This is a genomic window from Candidatus Pseudomonas auctus, assembly GCF_048654275.1.
GTDB lineage: Bacteria > Pseudomonadota > Gammaproteobacteria > Pseudomonadales > Pseudomonadaceae > Aquipseudomonas > Aquipseudomonas pharyngis.
In genome coordinates this window covers 1-21,453 of the sequence record NZ_JBJYZK010000020.1, presented here as the reverse complement: position 1 = coordinate 21,453, position 21,453 = coordinate 1, and the positions used below count along the sequence as shown (strand labels likewise).

The 21,453-nt window shown below is 61.1% G+C and carries 16 protein-coding genes and 2 pseudogenes; 10 read left to right on the top strand and 8 right to left on the bottom strand.

Going from position 1 to position 21,453, the window contains the following annotated elements; genetic code table 11:
* Window positions 1–31: 31 nt before the first annotated feature.
* Both ACKUG4_RS26565 and ACKUG4_RS26560 read right to left on the bottom strand, forming a co-directional pair.
* Window positions 32–718 (bottom strand): annotated as a pseudogene (locus ACKUG4_RS26565) (PAS domain-containing protein); the annotation flags it as partial.
* Window positions 719–927: 209 nt separating this feature from the next.
* A complete protein-coding gene (locus ACKUG4_RS26560; RefSeq protein WP_085649234.1) occupies window positions 928–2,241 on the bottom strand; it encodes an MFS transporter in 1,314 nt (437 codons plus the stop codon).
* A gap of 198 nt (window positions 2,242–2,439) precedes the next feature.
* Here ACKUG4_RS26560 and ACKUG4_RS26555 point away from each other — a divergent pair, with 198 nt between their 5' ends.
* The 6 genes and pseudogenes from ACKUG4_RS26555 to ACKUG4_RS26530 all read left to right on the top strand — a co-directional run bounded on the left by ACKUG4_RS26555 (window position 2,440) and on the right by ACKUG4_RS26530 (window position 9,964).
* Complete coding sequence (locus ACKUG4_RS26555) at window positions 2,440–3,858, top strand: short-chain fatty acid transporter (RefSeq protein WP_236191062.1); 1,419 nt, start codon at window positions 2,440–2,442, stop codon at window positions 3,856–3,858.
* 150 nt (window positions 3,859–4,008) lie between these two features.
* On the top strand, window positions 4,009–4,329 hold the full coding sequence (locus tag ACKUG4_RS26550; RefSeq protein WP_064599413.1) for a hypothetical protein: 321 nt from the start codon (window positions 4,009–4,011) through the stop codon (window positions 4,327–4,329).
* Between the two features lie 256 nt (window positions 4,330–4,585).
* Window positions 4,586–6,283 (top strand): molecular chaperone HscC, encoded by a 1,698-nt coding sequence (locus ACKUG4_RS26545; RefSeq protein ID WP_064599415.1) that lies wholly within the window; start codon window positions 4,586–4,588, stop codon window positions 6,281–6,283.
* A gap of 11 nt (window positions 6,284–6,294) precedes the next feature.
* Window positions 6,295–8,022 (top strand): J domain-containing protein, encoded by a 1,728-nt coding sequence (locus ACKUG4_RS26540; RefSeq protein WP_445435164.1) that lies wholly within the window; start codon window positions 6,295–6,297, stop codon window positions 8,020–8,022.
* A gap of 61 nt (window positions 8,023–8,083) precedes the next feature.
* Window positions 8,084–9,256 carry a hypothetical protein gene (locus ACKUG4_RS26535; protein WP_445435163.1) on the top strand — a complete coding sequence of 391 codons (1,173 nt, stop codon included), beginning with the start codon at window positions 8,084–8,086 and terminating at the stop codon, window positions 9,254–9,256.
* Between the two features lie 181 nt (window positions 9,257–9,437).
* Window positions 9,438–9,964: pseudogene (locus ACKUG4_RS26530) on the top strand (SET domain-containing protein-lysine N-methyltransferase).
* Window positions 9,965–9,972: 8 nt separating this feature from the next.
* Here ACKUG4_RS26530 and can read toward each other — a convergent pair.
* The gene (can, locus tag ACKUG4_RS26525) at window positions 9,973–10,617 is read right to left on the bottom strand and encodes a carbonate dehydratase (RefSeq protein ID WP_445435162.1); all 645 of its coding nucleotides are present in this window, start codon (window positions 10,615–10,617) and stop codon (window positions 9,973–9,975) included.
* 141 nt (window positions 10,618–10,758) lie between these two features.
* Between can and ACKUG4_RS26520 the strand changes: the two genes are divergently transcribed.
* Window positions 10,759–11,163, top strand: coding sequence for a hypothetical protein (locus tag ACKUG4_RS26520; protein ID WP_064599423.1), 405 nt, complete (start codon window positions 10,759–10,761; stop codon window positions 11,161–11,163).
* Window positions 11,164–11,262: 99 nt separating this feature from the next.
* Here the strand turns inward: ACKUG4_RS26520 and rimI are convergent, their stop codons facing one another.
* Both rimI and ACKUG4_RS26510 read right to left on the bottom strand, forming a co-directional pair.
* The gene (gene rimI, locus ACKUG4_RS26515) at window positions 11,263–11,715 is read right to left on the bottom strand and encodes a ribosomal protein S18-alanine N-acetyltransferase (protein ID WP_039766383.1); all 453 of its coding nucleotides are present in this window, start codon (window positions 11,713–11,715) and stop codon (window positions 11,263–11,265) included.
* Window positions 11,708–12,460 (bottom strand): hypothetical protein, encoded by a 753-nt coding sequence (locus ACKUG4_RS26510; RefSeq protein ID WP_064599426.1) that lies wholly within the window; start codon window positions 12,458–12,460, stop codon window positions 11,708–11,710. Before ACKUG4_RS26510 ends, rimI begins: the two co-directional genes overlap by 8 nt.
* A gap of 231 nt (window positions 12,461–12,691) precedes the next feature.
* Here ACKUG4_RS26510 and mksB point away from each other — a divergent pair, with 231 nt between their 5' ends.
* The 3 genes from mksB to mksF are packed head-to-tail and all read left to right on the top strand — an operon-like array spanning window position 12,692 to window position 17,500.
* Window positions 12,692–13,972, top strand: a complete 1,281-nt coding sequence (mksB, locus tag ACKUG4_RS26505) for an Mks condensin complex protein MksB (RefSeq protein ID WP_170928981.1) — start codon at window positions 12,692–12,694, stop codon at window positions 13,970–13,972.
* Entirely contained in the window at window positions 13,962–14,663 is a 702-nt protein-coding gene (gene mksE / locus ACKUG4_RS26500; protein WP_011335946.1) for an Mks condensin complex protein MksE, read from the top strand. The genes mksB and mksE overlap by 11 nt, the downstream gene beginning before the upstream one ends.
* Entirely contained in the window at window positions 14,660–17,500 is a 2,841-nt protein-coding gene (mksF, locus tag ACKUG4_RS26495; protein ID WP_064599430.1) for an Mks condensin complex protein MksF, read from the top strand. Before mksE ends, mksF begins: the two co-directional genes overlap by 4 nt.
* Before the next feature lie 214 nt (window positions 17,501–17,714).
* Here the strand turns inward: mksF and ACKUG4_RS26490 are convergent, their stop codons facing one another.
* From ACKUG4_RS26490 to ACKUG4_RS26480, 3 genes are read right to left on the bottom strand one after another with little or no spacing between them, the layout of a single operon-like run.
* On the bottom strand, window positions 17,715–20,018 hold the full coding sequence (locus tag ACKUG4_RS26490; protein WP_445435161.1) for a PqiB family protein: 2,304 nt from the start codon (window positions 20,016–20,018) through the stop codon (window positions 17,715–17,717).
* Window positions 20,011–20,634 carry a paraquat-inducible protein A gene (locus ACKUG4_RS26485; RefSeq protein ID WP_064599434.1) on the bottom strand — a complete coding sequence of 208 codons (624 nt, stop codon included), beginning with the start codon at window positions 20,632–20,634 and terminating at the stop codon, window positions 20,011–20,013. The genes ACKUG4_RS26490 and ACKUG4_RS26485 overlap by 8 nt, the downstream gene beginning before the upstream one ends.
* The gene (locus ACKUG4_RS26480) at window positions 20,621–21,280 is read right to left on the bottom strand and encodes a paraquat-inducible protein A (RefSeq protein ID WP_039766393.1); all 660 of its coding nucleotides are present in this window, start codon (window positions 21,278–21,280) and stop codon (window positions 20,621–20,623) included. The genes ACKUG4_RS26485 and ACKUG4_RS26480 overlap by 14 nt, the downstream gene beginning before the upstream one ends.
* Window positions 21,281–21,453: the final 173 nt, after the last annotated feature.

Below are 21,453 nucleotides of genomic sequence, written 5' to 3'. Positions count from 1 at the left end.
TATTGGCGGCGTCGGCGACGGCCTGTTCCTGATTGACCTGATCGGTGATCACCGTGGCGAACTTCACCACTTTGTAGAGTTTTTCGTTGGCATCGAGCACCGGGTTGTAAGACGCCTCCAGCCAGACGACACGACCATGGCTGTCGATCCGCTTGAAACGGCCGGCGACAAATTCGCCGTTGTTCAGGCGACGCCAGAAGTTCTGGTACTCGGCGCTGTTGTACTCCTCCGGCTCGCAGAACTGGCGGTGATGTTTGCCCTTGATCTGCGCCAGGCTGTAACCCATGCCCTGGAGAAACCGGTCGTTGGCACTCAGCACGTTTCCGCTGAGGTCGAACTCGATCACGGCGGTCGAACGCACCAGTGCGCCGATCAGGTTTTCGTGTTCGCGGGAGGCCTCGATGGTGCGGGTCAGGTCGCTGGAGAAAATCGAAAAATGTTTGATCCGGCCATCCGATGAACGAATCGGCTGCACGATCGAACGCAACCACGCCTCTTCGCCATTACCGCGGGAAAGACGCACAGCGCCGGCGAAATGCTCGCCACGGGTCAAAGCGGCCTTGAAGCGGTGATGAAACTCGTCGGATTTCACATGGGCCGGCACGATGTCTTCGATGGCGCGGCCGATCAGGTCGTGGCTCTTGTAGAGCATTTCGCTGAGGAAGTTCTGGTTGACCGACTGAATCCGTCCGTCAGGCTCGAGATTGAGCACCAGCATCTCGCTTTCCAGGCTCTCCTTCACTTGCAGAAGGCTGGAGAGTTCTTCACGAAGAGCCGCCAGCTCTTGCTTCAGGCGTTTGTTGAACATGGGGGAGAGCACCGATGGACTGGATGGATAGCGGACACACAGCCTAACCATCGGCCTTGGAGGGCTTTTCTGAAGAGCGTTTGAGGCGTGTCCTACAAAAATAGTTACGCCTCGACAACTCAGGCGGTGCCGGCCACGGCACACTGCTCCGCGCGTGGCATTCGCGAACCAAAATACGCCGCACTGGCGACACCTACCGCGCCCATCACAGCGCAGAACATCACACAGATCCACGGACTCCACGGCATCAGACCGATCAGCAGCAACGGTGTGACACTGGCCCAGGCGGCGTAGGCAATGTTGTAGGTGAAGGAGATCCCGGAAACGCGGATCCGCGCCGGGAACAGGCTGACCATCACCGACGGCACCGCACCGACCACGCCACAGCACAATCCGGCGACGGCGTAAGCCAGACCGACCCAGTCACCGCCGCTGATCAGGCAGGTGTAAAGCAGGCCGATCCCCAGTGGCAGCAACAGACTGTAGAGCATGACCGTGCGCCACGCGCCGATGCGATCGACCAGTCGACCGGCAATCACACAACCGATATTCAGGAAGACGATGCCCAATGCGCTGAGCGCGAAGGTGTGGCCGGCGGTCATGCCAAAGGATTTCTGCATCATGGTCGGGGTGATGACCACGAACACCACCACCGCCGAGGTCAGCACGCAGGTCAGAAGCATCGCCGGCAACATGGCCAGGCGATGATCGCGCAGCACGGTGCGCAGCGGCAGTTCGACCCGCGCCTCGCGCTGCGCCTCCATGGCCATGAACACCGGGGTTTCGCTCAGCCAGCGGCGCAACCAGACGCCGATCACACCGAACACGCCGCCGAGCAGGAACGGATAACGCCACGCGTAATCCAGCACTTCGGCGGGGGTGAACACTTGCGCCAGGAAGGTCGCAGTCAGTGCGCCGATCAAATAACCGAAGGTCAAACCGGCCTGCAGAAAGCCCAGGGCATAACCGCGATGGCCGGCCGGCGCGTGCTCGGCCACAAACACCCAGGCGCTCGGCACTTCACCGCCCACCGCCGCGCCTTGCAGGATGCGCAGCGCCAGCAGCAACAGCGGTGCGAAATAGCCGATTTGCGCGTAGGTCGGCATGATCCCGATCAGCAGGCACGGCAGCGCCATCATCAGGATGCTCAGGCTGAAGACTTTCTTGCGCCCCAGCCGGTCGGCGAAATGCGCCATCAGGATTCCGCCCAGCGGGCGCGCCAGATAGCCGGTGACGAAGATCCCGAAACTTTGCAGCAGGCGCAGCCACTCGGGCATTTCCGGCGGGAAGAACAGCTGGCTGAGGGTCAGGGCGAAGAACACGAAAATGATGAAATCGTAGATCTCCAGCGCCCCGCCCAGGGCCGCAAGGCCGAGGGTCTTGTAGTCGGAACGGCTGAACGGCGCCGGTCGGGCTGTGGAATGGGCAGTCATGGCAAGAACTCTGGCAGGCAAAAAACCAAGGCGCCCATGGTCTACGCAAACGGGCCGCCGGACAACCCGTTAGACCATAGTCTGATTCGGCAAAACACGGTCACAAAAATCCGCCGGTTGATTTACTGTTGGCACCTGTCCAGACGGGCCGGCCAGGCCCCGAAGACCACAATAAACATAAAAATCCGAGGTACTCCCGTGGCCGTTGATATCGAAGATAGCCGCTCTGCGCGCTTTGCCTTGCGCTGTTCAAGTTTCGCCGAACGCTGGTTTCCCGACTCCTGGGTATTCGCCGCGCTGGCGGTGATCATCGTCGCGCTGGCGACCCTGGCTATGGGTGCCAAACCCACCGACGCCGCCATGGCCTTCGGGGACGGGTTCTGGAGCCTGATCCCGTTCACCATGCAGATGGCCTTTGTGGTGATCGGCGGTTACGTGGTGGCCAGTTCGCCGCCTGCCGTGAAGCTGATCGATCGCCTGGCGCGGATCCCGAAGAACGGCCGCTCCGCCGTGGCCTGGGTCGCGCTGATTTCGATGGTCGCGTCCTTGTTGAACTGGGGCCTGTCGCTGGTGTTCGGCGGTCTGCTGGTCCGCGCCCTCGCCCGCCGCACCGATCTGAAAATGGACTACCGCGCCGCCGGTGCCGCCGCCTACCTTGGCCTCGGAGCCGTGTGGGCCTTGGGGCTGTCGTCGTCCGCCGCGCAGTTGCAGGCCAACCCGGCCAGCCTGCCGCCGTCGATCCTATCGATCACCGGGGTGATTCCGTTCACCCAGACGATTTTCCTCTGGCAGTCGGGAGTCATGCTGCTGGCGCTGATCGTGATTTCGATCATCATCGCCTACGCCACCGCGCCCGGCCCGAACTCGGCACGTGACGCCAAGGCCTGCGGCATCGACCCAGCCTTCAATTTGCCGCCGCTGCAACCGCGCACCCGGCCCGGCGAATGGCTGGAGCACAGCCCGCTGCTGATCATCCTGCTGGTGCTGCTGGCGGCCGGATGGCTGTTCCACGAGTTCTCGACCAAACCTGCGATCACCGCGATTTCCGGGCTCAACACCTACAACTTTCTGTTCATCATGCTCGGCGCGTTGCTGCACTGGCGCCCGCGCAGCTTCCTCGATGCGGTGTCGCGCGCCGTGCCGACCACCACCGGGGTGCTGATCCAGTTCCCGCTGTACGGCTCGATTGCGGCGCTGATGACCACGGTCAAGGGCACTGACGCCCAGACTCTGGCCCATCACATCTCGACCTTCTTCGTCAGCATTGCCTCCCACGACACCTATGCACTGCTGATGGGCGTGTACTCGGCGATTCTCGGCTTTTTCATTCCGTCCGGCGGCGGCAAGTGGATCATCGAGGCGCCGTACGTTATGCAGGTGGCCAACGATCTGAACTATCACCTCGGCTGGGCGGTGCAGATCTATAACGCCGCCGAAGCCCTGCCGAACCTGATCAACCCGTTCTACATGCTGCCGCTGCTGGGCGTACTGGGCCTGAAGGCGCGGGATCTGATCGGTTTCTCGTTCGTGCAATTGCTGGTGCACACGCCGCTGGTGCTGGTGTTGCTGTGGGCGCTGGGCACGACGCTTTCCTACACACCACCAGTCATGCCGTAGGAAACGGAACCAAATGATGGGCTGGGCTCATCTTCTTACATCCACCGCAGCCCTATCCCACCTGACAAGTGGGAAAGGGCTGACTTTTTCCGCCGGCGCCATCGATTAGCCTTTCGGCTTTCAATCCTCCCCTGCTCCAAGGAAGAACCGATGACACCCATTTCCAAAACACTGGAAGAGCTGATCCGCGATATTTACCAGGATGATCACGTGACCGTGGTTGAGTACAGAACACTGCGCGACGACGCCGATCGGCGCATGGATGCGGTTGTTCGTGAATTCGGCCTGCACAACAATATGACTGCCTTCCAGAAAGCCATGGACGTGGCGATGCAGTTATTGCAGAGCGCCGTGATTGATGCAAAAAAAGGCAAGCTGAGCGACACCGGCGAAGCCGTGGTCAAAGATGCTGTAACCGCCCAGGTAAGGTACCTGCAAGCAGGGAGCGAGCTCGCCTTGCGACTGCTGTAGGAGGTGGCGTCCTGATTCAGCTCGCAAAGACAGATTGCGGGCTGGATCGACATTGTCCTGCCCCCCCTCGTTAGACCAACCCGGAGCGCCTGCGATTTGAGCTGGAGAACGTTCCGGGGTACTCCTCTCTCGACCGCCCGCCGCAAATAATGGCTCAGAGCCATCATCTTTCTTTACCGCGCCACTGCCTCGGTAATATTCTTGCGCGCCAATATCTGTTTCATTTTTTGTCTGAGCGCAAAGGGAGTTCGTTGCAATGATCGTCGGGATTGACCTGGGAACCACCAACAGCCTTGTTGCCGTATGGCGCGGCGACGCCACTGAATTGGTGCCCAACGCCCTGGGGCAGTTCCTGACACCCAGCGTGGTGGGGTTGGACGATCAGGGCCGGATTCTGGTCGGGCAAGCCGCCCGTGAGCGTCTGCACACCCATCCGCGCCTGACCGCGTCGCTGTTCAAGCGCCATATGGGCAGTGCGACGGAGGTCTACCTCGGGGATAAAAAATTCCGCCCGGAAGAACTGTCTGCGCTGGTGCTCAAGAGCCTGAAAGAAGACGTCGAGCGCACTTACGGCCAGACCGTCACCGAAGCCGTGATCAGCGTGCCGGCCTATTTCAGCGACGCCCAGCGCAAGGCCACGCGCATCGCCGGTGAACTGGCGGGCCTGAAAGTCGAAAAGCTGATCAACGAACCCACCGCCGCCGCACTGGCTTACGGCCTGCACCAACGGGACAAGGAAACCTCGTTCCTGGTGTTCGACCTGGGCGGCGGCACCTTTGACGTGTCGATTCTCGAACTCTTCGAAGGCGTCATGGAAGTGCGCGCCAGCGCCGGTGACAACTTCCTCGGTGGCGAGGATTTCGACAACGTGTTGCTCGAGCACTTTATCGACCAACATCGCAACGTGTCGGATTTCCCCGAGCGCTCCACCATCCTCCAGCCGCTGCGCCGCGAAGCCGAGCGTGTGCGCCGCGCACTGGGCCAGGACGCCAGCGCCGAATTCCGAGTGCAAGTCGGCGAAAAACAATGGACCCAGACCATCACCCAGGCGCAAATGGCGACGCTGTACATGCCGCTGCTCGAACGCCTGCGCGCGCCGATCGAACGAGCCCTGCGCGACGCACGCATCCGCGTCAGCGACCTCGACGAAATCCTGCTGGTCGGCGGCACCACCCGCATGCCACTGGTGCGCAAACTGGCTGCCGGGCTGTTCGGCCGCTTCCCGTCGATCAGCCTCGATCCGGATCAGGTCGTGGCACAGGGCGCCGCCATTCAGGCAGCGCTCAAGGCCCGTTCGGCCGCGCTGGAAGAAGTGGTGCTCACCGACGTCTGCTCCTACACCCTGGGGATCGAGACCTCCACCCAGGTCGGTCGCCAGTATGAGAGCGGTCATTACCTGCCGATCATCGAGCGCAACAGCATCGTACCGGTCAGCCGGGTGAAAACCGTGCAGACCCTTCACGACAACCAGGAACAGGTCGTCGTGAAAATTTTTCAGGGCGAAAGCCGCCTGGTCAAAGACAACGTGGCGCTCGGCCAACTGGACATCAAGGTGCCCAAGCGCAAGGCCGGCGAAGTCGAGCTGGATGTACGCTTCACCTACGACAACAACGGCTTGCTCGAAGCCCAGGTCAGCATCCCCCTGACCGGTCAGCAACACTCGCTGGTCATCGAGAACAACCCCGGCGTGCTGACGCCCGAGGAAATCCAGCAACGTCTGCAAGCTCTGGCGCAATTGAAGATCCATCCACGCGAGCAGCAAGTGAACACCCTGCTCAGTGCACGGCTGGAACGTCTGTATCAGGAAAGCCTGGGCGACCTGCGTGATCAGATCGGCCATTGGGCCAAGCAATTCCAGCACGCCCTGGACTCTCAGGACGAGCGGCAGATCCGTGAGACCCGCACCGAACTGAGCAAGCAGTTGAGCGCCCTCGACCGCAGCCCCTGGCAGTAAGGAAGCACGACATGGAATGCTGGTCCGTCCTGCAACTGCCCGAAGACGCCGGGCTGCGCGATATCAAGCGCAGCTATGCGCGCCTGTTGAAAGTCTTCCGGCCCGATGAAGATGCCGCAGGCTTCCAGCGCCTGCGCGAGGCCTATGAGCGCGCACTGTCGATTGCCCAATGGCGCCTGGAAAACGAAGAGACCGAGGAACACGGCGACGTCATCCAGGCTCCGGGGATCGCCGCGCTGGCGGCACAAGAGCAGTCCATGGCTCAGCCGCTGCAGAAGACAGGGACCGATGCCTGGGATTACCCTTCGGCGCTATTTGAACCGTTGACCCCGGCCGCGCCCGAAGCACCGCTCGAATCGCCGATCTTGCGGGTACAGCCCCTGAATCCGGAGCCTCTTAACCTGGAACCCGAGCAGCCGACCGCCGACCCGGCCATTGAAGCCGCATCGCAATTGCTGAACGGCCTCTCGGAAGCCAACCTGGACGAGCGCTGGGAGCAAGCGCGCCAGCAGGATTGTGCGCAGGCGTTCCAGACATTGTTGCTGACGTTGTGCTTCGATCAGCCCGCCCTGCGCCTTTCGATTGCCCGTTGGGCGGTGCAGCACCTGGGTTGGCTGGGCCCCTGGCAGGAGATCGTCATCGGCGACGGGCAGCGCAGCATTCTCGCCAACGAGCTGCTGACGGATTACCGGCAATCGCTGGAAACCCTCCTCGCCTCGCAAAACGAGCGCGAATTTCTCGCGCTGCTCAGGACTTATACGGCCCAACCGTGGCTCCAGGTGTTCGACCGTCGGGAACACTGGCAGCAGATCATTCTGCAACTGCTGCAGGACACGGAGTGGAGCGTTCCGCTGTTCGACCGTATCTCCCAATTATTTGGCTGGGACGACACCAAGGGCATTCATCCGCAACCGGACTGGCTCTGGCAGGCGCTGATCGAGCGCTGCAACCAGGAAAGCCTCTACGACACTCTTTGCGCCCGGGCCGAAGATCTGCGCAACGGGTCGCCCGACGCACTGGCCGCGCGCATGCTGATCAGCCCGATGAAGCCGCGGCAACACAAAGACCTGACCGACCGCTTCATTCCGGCGGACTGGCAGGCCTGCCAGCAGTTGTCGGAAACCCTCAAGTGGCGCTTCCCCGACCTGCTCGCCCGCTTGCCGTACGCCGACGTCTTCTACTGGCGACGGTTTCTGCCGCGCTACATCGCCGCCGAAACCTGGGTGCGGTCATGGGCCGCGATAGCGTTAGCGCTGTGGCTGTTCTATCTGCCCGCCGAGCACAAGACCACGGCAATGAGCATCGTCATTCCCCTGGCCTTCGCCTGCGTTCCTGTCTGGTTTTTCCGGATCGGCTTGAGTTATTGGTTTCTGATCAGCGCCCATTTGATCGTTCAGGATCTGTGGTTGACCGAAAGGATCATTCCACGCCGATGGAACCCTGATACCCGCTGGCTCGTGCTGCGCCATGGCGTACCGCAAGCCGTCATGATCCTGCTGTTCTCGGTCATGCTTGGTGGTCTGGGAGCCTTCACCTATATCGGCGTAATCGTGATCGGGCTCTGGCACAAGCGGCGCATCGGTACGCTCGACCCGGAGTTCAGCGACAAGCACCCATGGCTGACCGCCCTGCACTGGGCGCATTTCAGCCCGTTGCAACTGCTGTTTCTGGTGGTCATGACCGGCGTGATTCTTGCGAGTCAGCTTGGTTATTCGCTGAAACTCCTGTTCCCCGGCTAGGCTAGACGCGGGCCGGATTGCCCTCCACCAAGGTTTTACCCTCGCTGAAAAGGATCTGAGCATGTTGAAACTTGCAGGCCTCACCCTCGCGGCGCTCACGCTGAGCGCCGCCGCCCACGCCGATGTCGACCTGAAACTGGGCAGCACCGAACGCGTCACCCGCCTCTTCGCCTACCCCAACAATTGCAGCGTGATCTGCTTTCGCAACTGGACGCTGGAGCAGACCGTCGCCCATTACCTGAGCCAGAGCGTGCAGCGTGACGGCTACACCAACGCCAAAGTACTGGTGAAAAACGACAACGAACAGCTCTACGCCGAAATCAGCGGCGTACCGAAGGGCTACGACAAACCGCTGACCGCGCTGCTGGACGCCGGCGATCTGGCCTACACCGGCGCCAGCAAACTCAATGCCGACGGCAAATGGGCGTACAGCTGGTACCTGTTCCTGCCACTGGGCATGGCCCTGGAAAACCGCAAGAGTGTCGAGCTGCTGCACTTCCCGCCGGATTACTCGCTGACCCAGGCCCAGGATTACCTGCGCTCGAACACCACCGACCGCTGGGCCGCGCTGCTGACCGACAACGGCATCCCGGTCGAGCAGACGCCGGCTTACCAGACCATCGTCGACATTGCCCCGATCGCCGCGCCTGCCAGCGCCGGCAAGGATCTGGAAGGCGTGTACGACTACTTCAAGGACTACCAGACCACCATGGTCAAGCAGGTCAGCCAGAACGCCAGCGGCGCCGTACTGCCAATGGTTGCCTTTGGTGCGCCGGTGCGTAACTGGATCAAGCAGCAATACGGTGCGAGCGTGAATGTACTGGGCCTGGCGACCATCAGTCCGAGTGCGGGCGTAAATGTGCCGGTGCTGGGCTCCAACCACCCGAGCTACATCTGGTATGCCGCCGATCCGAGCAACTACACCGGCGACGATGCCCAGGCCAAGGCCGATGCGGCCGGTCTGAAGGTGATGGGACAAGACTTGAGCGCCGCCTGCTGGCAGGCCGGGATGGGCAGCAAACCAGGCACCGACCCGAAAACACTGCTCACCAGCTGCACCCAGACCTGGCAAGTAACGCAGAAAGCCAAGACCTGCGAGCTGTTCTACACCACGATTCGCAACGAGACCGTGGCACAAGCGGACAAAACCTGCTCGACCTCACCGGTCAAATCCCAGCTGCAAGAGCTGAAAAGCCCATTGCCGGACATGGCCGCGCCCGCCCCCCACCTCTGAGCAATCGGACGTTCTTCCCGTGTCAGCCCTGGCTGACCCGGGAAAGCGTCTATTTCGCCTGTCAGATCTGACAGTAGACCGTTAGTGTGATTTGCGCGATCTTGGATCCAATCATCGTGTTGCAGGACTGACAGGACGCCAGCCGAGGGAAGTCGCGACACCGAAGCCAACAGGGACCGTTATGAACACTTACGCACTACCGGGTAAACCGGCGCGCGATACCGAGGGCATTTATCCTTTTGCCGGGCTCCCCGTGCGCATGGGATTTCCGTCGAAGCAGGATTTCGAGATTGTTCACGATCCCGAGGGCGTGGCCACCGCTGTCGTAGCATGCCGGGCATTCCTGCGTATCACCCGAATGTGCCGGGTTTCTGGCCAACTGCTGCCCTATCGATGCCGGCAGACCCGGCAACTGCTGGCCGGTATCCACCTCTACGATCCGCGTTTTTGCGGCGCGTTCGAGCATTCCTGCGACCCGAACACCTTTCTCGACATGAGCGAGTTATGGGTATGGGCCCTGCGCGATATTGTGGAGGGTGAAAGGCTGACCATCGATTACACCGCCACCGAAGACAACTGCTGCGGCAGTTTGCCTGTGGTTGCGGGTCCTCGAACTGCCGTGGGTGGATCACCGGTTACGACGAAACACCCAATCTTGAAGGCCAGCGCTATTTGCTGAACTGGCGGCGTCGGCAAGGTTTACGCTGAACGACCGATCAAGGCGCGCCGACCGGACGCAAACGGTACTGCGGCGGCAATTGGTCGAAACCGCTGATCGTGGTGTTCAGACTTTTCCAGCGACCATCCTTGATGCCGTAGATGCAGCCGTGGATCGACAGGCTCTGCCCGCGATGCCAGGCGTTCTGGATGATGCTGGTGTGGGCGACGTTGGCCACTTGCTGGATCACGTTGAGCTCGCACAGACGGTCGACCTGTTCTTCTTCGGTCGGCAGCTTGGCCAGTTCTTCGCGTTTTTCGTAGTACAGGTCGCGGATCGAACGCAGCCAGCCATCGATCAGGCCGAACTGGCGATCCTGCATCGACGCCCGCACACCGCCGCAGCCGTAGTGCCCGGTCACCAGGATATGTTTGACCTTGAGCACGTCCACCGCGTACTGGATCACCGACAGGCAGTTGAGGTCGGTGTGCAGCACCACGTTGGCGACGTTGCGGTGAACGAACAGATCGCCCGGCAGCATGCCGACGATTTCGTTGGCCGGCACCCGTGCGTCGGAGCAGCCGATCCACAGATATTCAGGCGTCTGCTGACGGGCCAGCTTGGCGAAGAAATCCGGGTCTTCCTTGGTGATCGCGTCAGCCCAACGCTCGTTGTTATCAATCAGGTCTTGTAAGTCATGCATGCTGTAAGGCCTCAAGAAAGATGCGCTGGTATGACAGTCGACCGCCCGTCGGGGTCACGCAGGGATCGCGGGTGATTTGCTTTGAATTCTCGCGCGCCTGGTGAGTCCACCTCAGTAAGGCCCACAGTATGAGGATTTGCCATGACTGATTCACGACGTCCGTACGATGCGGTGCAACCGGAGCCCATCGATGATAACGAAGACCGCATGGGGTCGGTGCACGAGCTGGATTTCGACGACGAAGAGCCCAGTGCGAAGATCGGCGATGAACTGCCTGAACGCGAGCGCGAACAGTTGATGCCCCGTGACCGCGTGCGCGAAGCCGGTTTGACCGGGGCATCGACCGCCGATCATGAACCTACCGACGACGACCTCAGCCCGGAAACCCTGATCCGTGAAGATGGCGCCCGGGATGCCCAGGAACTCGGAGAAGGCAATCAGGCCGATTGGGATCTGAGCGTGGTCGACGAGGACGACATCGGCGGCGGCAATGGGCTGGATGAAGCGGAACTGGCGCGGCGTGATCCGCTGGATGGCAACCGCTGACGGGCGTCGCCAGGCAGACCGCTATCGCCAGCAGGCTGGCTGGCTCCCGCATTGGAATGCATTTCCTTGTGGGAGCCAGCCTGCTGGCGATTGTTTTGATCAGTCGACGAGCGTGCAGGCCATGACCACGGCATCTTCACGCCCGCCGACCGCCGGGTAGTAATCCCGACGTCGGCCGATCTCGTTGAAGCCATAACGTTCATACAGGCGAAACGCCGAGGTGTTGCTGTCGCGCACTTCCAGGAAACATTCCCGGGCATTGGCGGCGTAGGCGCGGGACATCAGGTATTCGAGCAGGGTCAGCCCCAGCCCGCGCCCCTGGTTTTCCGGCTTGACCGTGATGTTGAGCAGATGCGCCTCATCGAGAATGATCTGCACCACCCCGTGTCCCACCTGTTGCTCGCCTTCGAACATCAGCCAGATCTGGTACTTGCCCAGGCCATCGAGAAAAATCCCGCGGGTCCACGGATGGCTGTACGCGGCGAATTCAATCTTCAGCACAGCGTCCAGATCCGCCTCGGTCATCGGGCGAAACGATACAGCGTCACTCATTCGATTCTTTCCAGCGCGCCATCAGCCGACGCATGGCTTGCCACACGGCGGCCTTGCGCTGTGGCTCTTCCATCAACAATTCCAGCCCCGGCACGGCCCACGCCAGGCCAAGACCCTCGATTTGCAATTCACGGTTGAACGCTTCGGCATCCGCCTCACCGGCAAAGCGCACCGCCGGCAGGCCGATCAGCCACAGGCAGGCGCACGGCGCCGCCTCCATCTGCACCGACAGGAAACCCTGGACGAAATCCCGGGCCGCTTCAGGGCCCTGATCCATCGTGCCGCGATTCAGCCATGGCCAGCGCACCGGCTCACCTACAATCTGCGGCGCGTCCGGCAGGCCGGCGGCACGCAGCATGTCCTTGAGCAACAGATAGGCAGGATCGCGCGACTGGAAGGCTTCGCCTGTGGGTAACTCCACCAGCAGCAGGCAACGGCCGGCGCGCAGCAATTGCAGGGCGAAACGCGGTGGCGGCACCGGCGCCGGCTTGGCCACCACGGGTGTGTCGTCGACTTCTTCGACCGGTTTGGCGCCCGTACGGGTGCTGGCCAGCGAAGGTCGCGGAACCTCGATCTTCGGCCGCTCGACCGGACGCGCAGCCGGCTGCTCCGGCGCTTCGGCCGGGGTTGCCGGAATCACCGGCGCGGCAATCCCGGGCTCGGGCTCGGGCATGTCCAGCAGCTCGGGCCGCGACGGCGCGGCAAAGGGCAATTCGGTGCGCGGCAGCCAATTGACCACCTGCATGGCGTTCAAATAGGCGCGGCGGCGGGACTCGATTAGCAAGGGTCGGCCACTTGTGGATAACTGAAGTGCGCTGATTCTACCGCCCTTCGCTCAAGATCGCCCGCTGTTGATCGATAGTCTTGACCGATACCTTGACGCAAAGAAAAGCGACAGCCCGTCCCGAGAGTGAATCGCATCCTTCGTGATGCAGTACAATCGCGGCTTTTAATCGCCAACCAGCCGGCCATTCCGATGATCGAACCCAAGCGCGTCTTGCGCGCCCTCGCTGAACACTGGGCACTTCTGGAGCCACTGTGCGAGCACTTCGACCAGGGCACCCTGAGCCTCAACGAACTGCGCACGCAACTGGCCGCCCAACAACTGGACAGCACGCCGCAGGACATTACCAGCCTGCTCGACGTGTGGATCCGCCTCGACATTCTGGTTCCCGTGGCCAAGAGCCCGAACCGTTTCGAGCTGAACGCGCAGATTCACGACTTCCTCGCTTACCTGCGCCGGGAACACCGTCTGGGCCTGTGCCTGGAGATCGAAGCCTATCTGCGTCACCTCGAGCGTCTGGCCGGTTATATCCAGGACGCGTTCGATGTCCGTGACGGCAATGATCTCGCCCGTCAGCTGCGCCTGCTCGACATGCGCGTGCGCGACGTTCTGAAGAAACTCGACAACGACGAACAGGCGTTGGTGGCCGTGGCCGAACGGGCCAAGACCAGCGACCGGCAGATCCCGCTGCGTCAGCGTTATGCCGAAGTGCTGGCGACCTGGGACGAATATGTCGAGCCGATGATCGATCTGGTGAACGCCGACGGCGCCTTCGAGCAAGGCGTGCGCAAGGTCGAAACCGTCCTGCTGAAGATGCTCAGCGAACAGCAGCGCCTCGGCCATCTGGTCGATGACGACATGCTGCTGCGCACCCACGCGCGCATCCTCGAAATGCAGACCAGTGCCCAGTTGACCTTGCGTCACGCCCGGGAACTGTTGCTGCCGCTGCGTGAAGAGGCTCGCCGACACAACGCCGTGACCCGTGGTGCTGCACTGGCGCTGGCCGCGATCCGCCGCAAAGGCATTGACGCCGTACCGCAAGCCGCGATGCCGCTGTTCACCCGGCCGCAAAGCACCTTTCTCGGCAGCGCCAGTCAGGTTGAAGCCTACGTCTACGCCCTGGCCCGTTTCGAGCCGAAACCGGCGCGTTTCCCCAAGGCGCACAAATCACAGAAGACCGGCGATGCTCCGCGCGCACCACGCACCGTGCGCGAGATGGTCGACCGCTGCGAAGAGTCCCTGCCGATGCCGGATCTGATGACCTGGCTGCTGGAGCAGGAACCGGACGGCGCGACCGACGAATTGCTTTACTGGTTCTCGCGTCTGTCGCGGGAAAAACGCTTCAAGCGCGAGCGTCTGGAACGCCGCGAATATCACACTCACGAGCACCAGGTCAGCCTGCGCTCCTTCGCCCTGCTCTCGGCCGCCGACACCGCCGCCGAGGATTCTGCGAGCATCCCCAATGCATCTTGATCTATCCGAACTGTCGCAACTCGCGCCGATCTTCCGCGAGCTGTTCAAGGGTTACCACGTCAGCCGCCGCGACCCGGAGCTGTACGCACAACTGTCGAACTTCCAGGACCAATACCGCACGCTGTTCAAGGCACTGGGCTTCGAACTGGTCTGCGACACCCGTGGTTTTTATTACTTCGTGCCGGACATGGCGGCTGCGGCGGTGAACAAGACAGCCCAGCGCCTGGCGCTGTTCACTTTCATCCTGGTCGAACATCTGGCCGATCAGGGCCGCGACCCGATCGCCGTACTCGACGGTGGCAGCCTCGGCCGTGAAGAACTGCCGTCGCTGCTGGAAAAGTACCGCGACCTGTTCATCCAGGCCGAAGTACAGACCGTTGAAGAGCTGGAAGAAAAAATCATGCGCCGCATGACTCAGCTCGGCTTCGCCAGCGAGGAAAACGGCGTGTACCGTTTCCTGCCGCCGATGCACCGGTTCCTCGACGTCTGCCTGTCGGTTCAGCAGGACCGCGATCTGGCGGCCAGCGTGCACAGCGTTCTGCCCCTGCCGGCACCGGTGCTGATCGACGAAGAGGCCGAGGCGAAATTCCTCGCCACCGACGACCCGCTCGATCTCAGCGAATTTGAGGAAGAGAGCGAAGAAGACGCACTGGCCCGCGCCATTGCCGAAGAACAGGAGTCCGACGCATGAGCCAGGAACGCTACGGCATCCGCCGCTTTGCCCTTTTGAACACCGCCGGTTACAGCCTCGGCCTGTTTCCGCTGGAAGAACCGCTGTCGGTCTACGGCGCAAACAACCTCGGCAAATCCGCCTCGATCAACGCCTTGCAGTTCCCGATCCTGGCGCGCATGTCGGACATGAGTTTCGGCAAGTACAGCCTGGAGCAGTCCCGGCGTTTCTACTTTGCCTCCGACACCAGCTACATCCTCGTCGAAGTGAACCTGCCTCATGGCCCGCACGTGATCGGCGTGGTCGGTCGCGGCCCGGGCGGTGGTTTCGGTCACCAGTTCTTTGCCTACGCCGGCAAGCTCGATCTGGCGCACTACCAGAAAAACGACACTTGCCTGCGGCAGAAAGAGCTATTCAGCAACCTTGAGAAAGAAGGCCTGAAAGCCTACGAACTCAAGCCTGATGAGCTGCGTCGCTTGCTGGTTGGCGGTCACACCTCGATCCCGCTGGATCTGACGCTGATCCCGCTGCGCTCCACCAGCGAGCAGAGCCTGAAGACTTTCCGCGCGCTGTTCATCAACCTGCTGCACATGCGCGAAATCACCGCGGCCAAGCTCAAGCAATTGTTCCTCGATGCGTTCGAACACAGCCTGCGTTCCGGCAGCGTCGATTACATCGCTGCATGCGAAGAAGCCTTCCGCGATGTGCGTCGCATGGAACAGGACTACAACTCGCTGGTGGCTGCCGGCCCGCTGGTCGAAGCCTTGGCCAACGGCGTGAAACAGCGCGACGTACTGCGCGGCAAACTGCATCGCCTGTCGCCGCTGCTCGACTCGTTGCTCGGCACCTGGTCGGACTACGCCACGGCGCGCAAGGAAGAACTGACGATTCAGGCCGAACACTACCGTCGCGAGCAGGACGATCTGCAAAACGATCAGCGTGGCGGCACTCAGGAACTGATGCGTCTGGAGCGGGAAATCTCCGGCATCCAGCGCTGGCTCGGCGAGTTGTCGGTGCTGAAGAACCGCTTCGCCCTGGTCGATGACGTCAAGGTTCTTGAGCAGCAATTGCTGGCAGCCAAGGACGCTCACGACGAACTGGCCGGTGCGCTGGCGCAGTCCCGCCAGTTCAGCGCCGAGGATCTCGAAGAACGTCTTCGCGATCTGGAAAAGCGTCTGAAGTCGGTGAAGCAGCAACTCGATCACGCCGACAACAACAGCTACGCCCGCCTGCGCGAAGAATTCTCGCAACAGGACGTCGAGCGCCTGATGCGTCTGTTCAACAGCGCGCTGTTCAGCCTGCCGCTGGGCGAACACGGCATCACCCTCGACGACGATGGCGAGTGGGTGAAGTCCGTCGAACTGATCCTCGACGGCTTCAAGGGCGAGCGTTTCGAAGTGCCGGGCCTGTCGATCGACATCTCGCACATCGAGCCGCCGGCTCTGCAAGCACTGGCCGACCGTGCGGCGCTGCGCGATCAGAAAGAGCGTCTGGAAAAAGAGCTCAAGCAACTCAAGACCCAGCAAGCCGTGGCCGCTGACCGCGCCGCGAGCAAGACCCAGACCGAAGCGCTGTACCAGCAGGTGCTGGATGCGCAGAAAGCGCTGGAAGACTTCCGCCGCACCCAGACCCTGAGCGCCGAAGAAGGCGACAAGCTGGAGCAACTGGCGCAGATGGAAGCCGCGCAGGACGAACTCAAGCGTTCCAGCGATGCGTTCACCGAGCGCGTCCAGCAGCTGTCGGCCAAGCTGCAACTGGTCGGCCGGCAGATCGCCGACATGGAAGCCAAGCAACGCACCCTCGACGACGCCCTGCGCCGTCGTCAGCTGTTGCCGGCGGACCTGCCATTCGGCACACCGTTCATGGATCCGGTCGACGATTCGATGGACAACCTGCTGCCGCTGCTCAATGACTATCAGGACAGCTGGCAAGGCCTGTTGCGCGCCGATGGCCAGATCGAGGCACTGTACGCGCAGGTGCGCCTCAAGGGCGTGGCCAAGTTCGACAGTGAAGACGACATGGAGCGCCGCCTGTCGTTGCTGATCAACGCTTACGCGCACCGTACCGACGAAGCCCTGACCCTGGGCAAGGCCCGTCGTGCAGCCGTGACCGATATCGCACGGACCCTGCGCAACATCCGCAGTGACTACGACAGCCTCGAGCACCAACTGGCGCTGTTCAACCGCGAGATCAACAAACGTCAGGTGTCCAACCTGCAGAGCTTCCGCATCGTGCTCGCGCCGAACAAGGAAGCGCTCAAGCACATCGACCAGATCATCCACAGCGCCGGTCAGTACGAAGAAGGCGAAACCCTGTCGGTGTTCGACCTGAGCCAAAGTGCGGAACAGGACAACAAGAACGAAGAGGCCAAGGAATACCTGGCGCGGCTGGTGGCGGCGAACCACAACCAGCTCGGCCTAAAGGACTTGTTCGAACTGGCGTTCGAGATCACCAAGGTCAACGGCCAGCCAGTTATCCACACCGACATCGATGGCGCAGCGTCCAACGGCACCACGATGACCATCAAGGCGCTGACCAACATGTACCTGTTGCTGCACTTGATGGACCGCGACCTGGCCGGTCGCGTGCGCCTGCCGTACTACCTCGACGAGGCGGCGGACATCGACGAGAAGAACCAGGCTGCGCTGCTGGAAACCAGCCTGCAACTGGGCTTCGTGCCGATTCTGGCGAGCGTGAAGCCGCAGGTCTGCGCCAGTGTCGCCATCGACCTGGAAGGCGGCAGCGGCCCGGCCGGGATCTACATCGACGAGGCGGACTGGAAGTACATCCGTCGCCACGATGTGGTGAAGGCCACCGTCAATGTCCAGGCCGACGAGCCGGAGCTGGATGCGGTTTGATGCGTAACTGACGGGCACAAAAAAGGGCCGCGATCCATTGGATCGCGGCCCTTTTTTATGTCTTGGAATTTTGTGCTGAATGACAAGGCCTATTCGCGGGTAAGCCCGCTCCCACAGGGATTGATGTCTTACACAAATTTGTATTCAACACAAAAACCTGTGGGAGCAGGCTTGCCCGCGAAGGCGTCCTCAACAACGCCCCATATTTCCCGAATTATTTACCGAGGGGGATTTTCGGTGCCCAGTTCAGCCACTCGTCTTCGAACTTGTCGAACAGCGGGAAGGTTTGTTCGGCGCGCGCGGGGTTGCCCATCTGCTCGCCGTCCGGCGTGGCGAAGGCGATGCCGCCCTGAATAGCTGTCTCAAGCGACTCCGTGCGCACCGTTACGCCTTTGAACAGCCCGATGTCGAAACCGACGCCACTGGTGTTCCAGAAGCGACTGCCGCTGCGTACCAATGGGGCGTATTTCGGCTCGATCAGGATGTGCACCAGTACGCGATCGGCGGTCTGGCCCAGTTCGTAACCGGTAACTTTGCCTACGGTGATCTCACGGTAAGTCACCGGAACACCTGGCTTGAGCGAACCGCGACGGGCAGCGCTCAGTACCAGACTCAAGCCTGCCTCTTGCTTGGTGACTTCCGGCGGCTTGGCCAGGGCCACGAAGTTCTTCTGCGGGCCGAGGTTTTTGGCTGCCGGTTGCACTTCGATGTACTGGCCGGTGACCAGGGTTTCCAGGTTCGAGGTCTTGATCAGCCCCAACTCCGGTTTGACCACCCAGAACTGACTGCCGACCCGGGCGATCTTCTCCGGCACTTCGGTGATGCGCGCGGTGAGGATCACCGATTGCAGATCATCGGTCAGGTCGACACTTTCGATCTTGCCAACGTCCAGGCCTTTGAAACGAACCGGGGTGCCACTGCGCAGACCGTCCGCGCGATCGACCTTGATGGTGACGACGGCGCCTTTCTGATTCGCTTCATCATGGTTGGCGAACAGACGGAAACGCGGAATGCGTTTTTGCAGCGGTGCCTTGGCTTGCGGCGTTTCGAAGGCGATGCCGCCGGCCATCAGGGTCTGCAACGATTCACTCTTGACCTGAATGCCGCCGGTCAAACCGCCGGTCAGCGTGACACCGCTGACGTTCCAGAACCGGGTCGAAGCGTTGACCAGGTTTTCGTATTCCTTCTCGATGTGAACACCGATTACCAGTTGCTTGCGGGTCTTGGAGAACTGATAGCTCTGTACCGAACCGACCTTGACCTGCTTATAGAGGATCGGGCTGCCGACATCGATCGAGCCTAGGGTGTCGGTGAACAGCACCAGGTGCAGGCCGGGTGCGCGCAGATCCAGCGGCGGCGCTTTGGGCCGGGCCTCGAACTCACGCTGTGGCGCACCGCCCTTGTCGCCCGGACGTACGGCGATGTAGTTACCTTTTACCAGCGCTTCCAGACCGGTGATGCCGGCCAGGGAGATCGAAGGTTTGACCACCCAAAACTGCGTGCCGGTGACCAGATAGTCCTCGGCCAACGGATCGAGGGTCAGCTCAGCGGTCGCGCTGGACAGATCCGGATCGATCTTCAGCGCTTTCAGGTTACCCACCTGAATGCCCTTGTACATCACCGGAGTGCGCCCGGCTTGCAGGCCTTCGAAATCGCTGAGTTTGACCTTCACGCGGATGCCGGCGGCGGCCGCATCGAAGTCTTCGTAGAGACGGAACGGCAGGCTTGGATCGGTGGGCGGGCTGTCCTTGCGGTTCTCCGGGGTGGCGAAGGCAATACCGCCAGCGACGATGCTGGCCAGGGATTCGCTGCGCACTTTCACGCCGGACAGGTTGGCGTCGATGCTGATGCCGCTGGCGTTCCAAAACCGCGTGTGTTTGCGCACCAGTTTGGCGTAGGTCGGTTCGATGAACACCTTGAGCTCGACCGTGCTCTGGTCTTCCGACAGCACGTAACTCTTGATCTGGCCGACTTTGATCTGCTTGTAGAACACCGGGCTGCCGCGATTCAACGAACCGAGGCGATCGGCCTTGATCGTCAGGTGCAGGCCGGGCTTGGAGTCCGACAGCGGCGGTTCTTCGGCCAAGGCCTTGAACTTTCGGGTCGGTTCGCCTTCACCGGGGCTGATAGCCACGTAGTTACCCGATACCAGAGTTTCCAGACCCGTGATCCCGGCCAGCGTCACGCTCGGTTTGACCAGCCAGAAACGGGTACTGGTCTTCAGGTACTGATCGACATCCTTGTTCATCTCGATAGTTGCGATGACACCTTTGGAGTTGCCTTCATCATCGAGCTTGAGGGCTTTCACCTTGCCGACCGGCATGCCTTTGTAGACCACTTCGGTCTTGTTGGCCTGAATGCCTTCACCACTTTCAAACCGCACCTGAATCTCGATACCGGTTTCATTGTAGGCACGCCAGCCGAGCCAGCCGCCGATAATCAGGGCGATCAGGGGCAGCACCCAGATGGCAGACCAGTTCGAAGCCGGTCGGGTTTTCGCTACAGGCAAATCAGTCATGGTCGGCGTCCGACTCCGTGTTATCCCAAATCAGTCGGGGATCGAAAGTGACAGCGGCGAGCATCGTCAGAATCACCACAGTGGCGAAGGCGATGGCGCCAAGATTGGCTTCGACACTGGCAAGCCGGCCGAAGTTGACGACCGCCACCAGAATGGCGATCACGAAAATATCGAGCATCGACCAGCGGCCGATGAACTCGATGAAGCGGTACATCCAGATCCGCTGACGTGCGGACAAGGGCTGGCGGCGCTGTACGGAAAACAGCAGCAGCGCGATGCCCACCAGCTTGAATGTCGGCACCAGGATACTGGCGATGAACACCACGGCGGCGATGGGAATCATGCCGTGCTGCACCAATTGGATGACACCGGACATGATCGTGCTGGGATCCCCCTGACCAAGCGAGCTGACTGTCATGATCGGCAGTACGTTGGCCGGGATGTAGATAATCGCGGCCGTGATCAGCAACGCCCAGGTTCGCGCGAGACTATTGGGCCGCCGGACGTGAACCAGCGCACCGCATCGGGTGCAGGTCTGCACATCGCTGTCGGTATCCTGCCTGTTCAGTTCGTGGCATTCGGTACAGATCAGAATGCCTGCATCAATCGCCCGCATGGGCATCTTCTCCTGATAACGCCTGCCAGATCTGATGCGGCGACATCACCACTTCGAGCCAGACCTGAACCAGTAACAAACCGATGAAACATGCCAGACCGAGGCCGACGGTGATGGCCGCCATGTCCGCCAGTTTGACGATCGCGACAAGGACGCCCATGAGATAGACCTCAAGCATGCCCCAGTCTTTGAGGTGGTGATAAATGCGGTAGAGCAACAGACCATAGCTGCGGCCGACATTGAAGCGAATTGTGAGTAAAACGAACAACTGGCAGAGCAGCTTGAGCAGCGGTATGGCCATGCTGCACAGAAATACCACGATCGAAACGCCCTGCATGTCAGTGTTGAACAGACCGAGCACGCCGCTCCATACCGTATCCTGCGAGGATTGCCCGAGGATATTGAGCTGCATGATGGGTAAAAAGTTTGCCGGGATGTACAACAGCAATGCCGCAATCACCAGGGCAAGGCTGCGCTGCACCACATTATGGCGATGGGCATACAGTTCGTAACCGCAACGTGGGCAGAGGGCTTTTTCGCCATGAGCAAGGGTTGGCTTGCGCATCAGCAGGTCGCACTCGTGACAGGCCACCAAGTCTTCCAGCGGTAATTCTGACAGCCCTTGGGCGCCAACCGGATCTGACATAAAGGCTCTGGCTCCGAAAAAGGTGGGGCTATTCTAGTGTTCTAATTCGAAAATAACTGTGCAAATTTGTTCGCTGTCGCTAGTAAAACTTTTCAACGGGCAAAACAAAACCCCAACTGCTTTCGCAATTGGGGTTTCGGAATTTAATCTTGACGATGACCTACTCTCACATG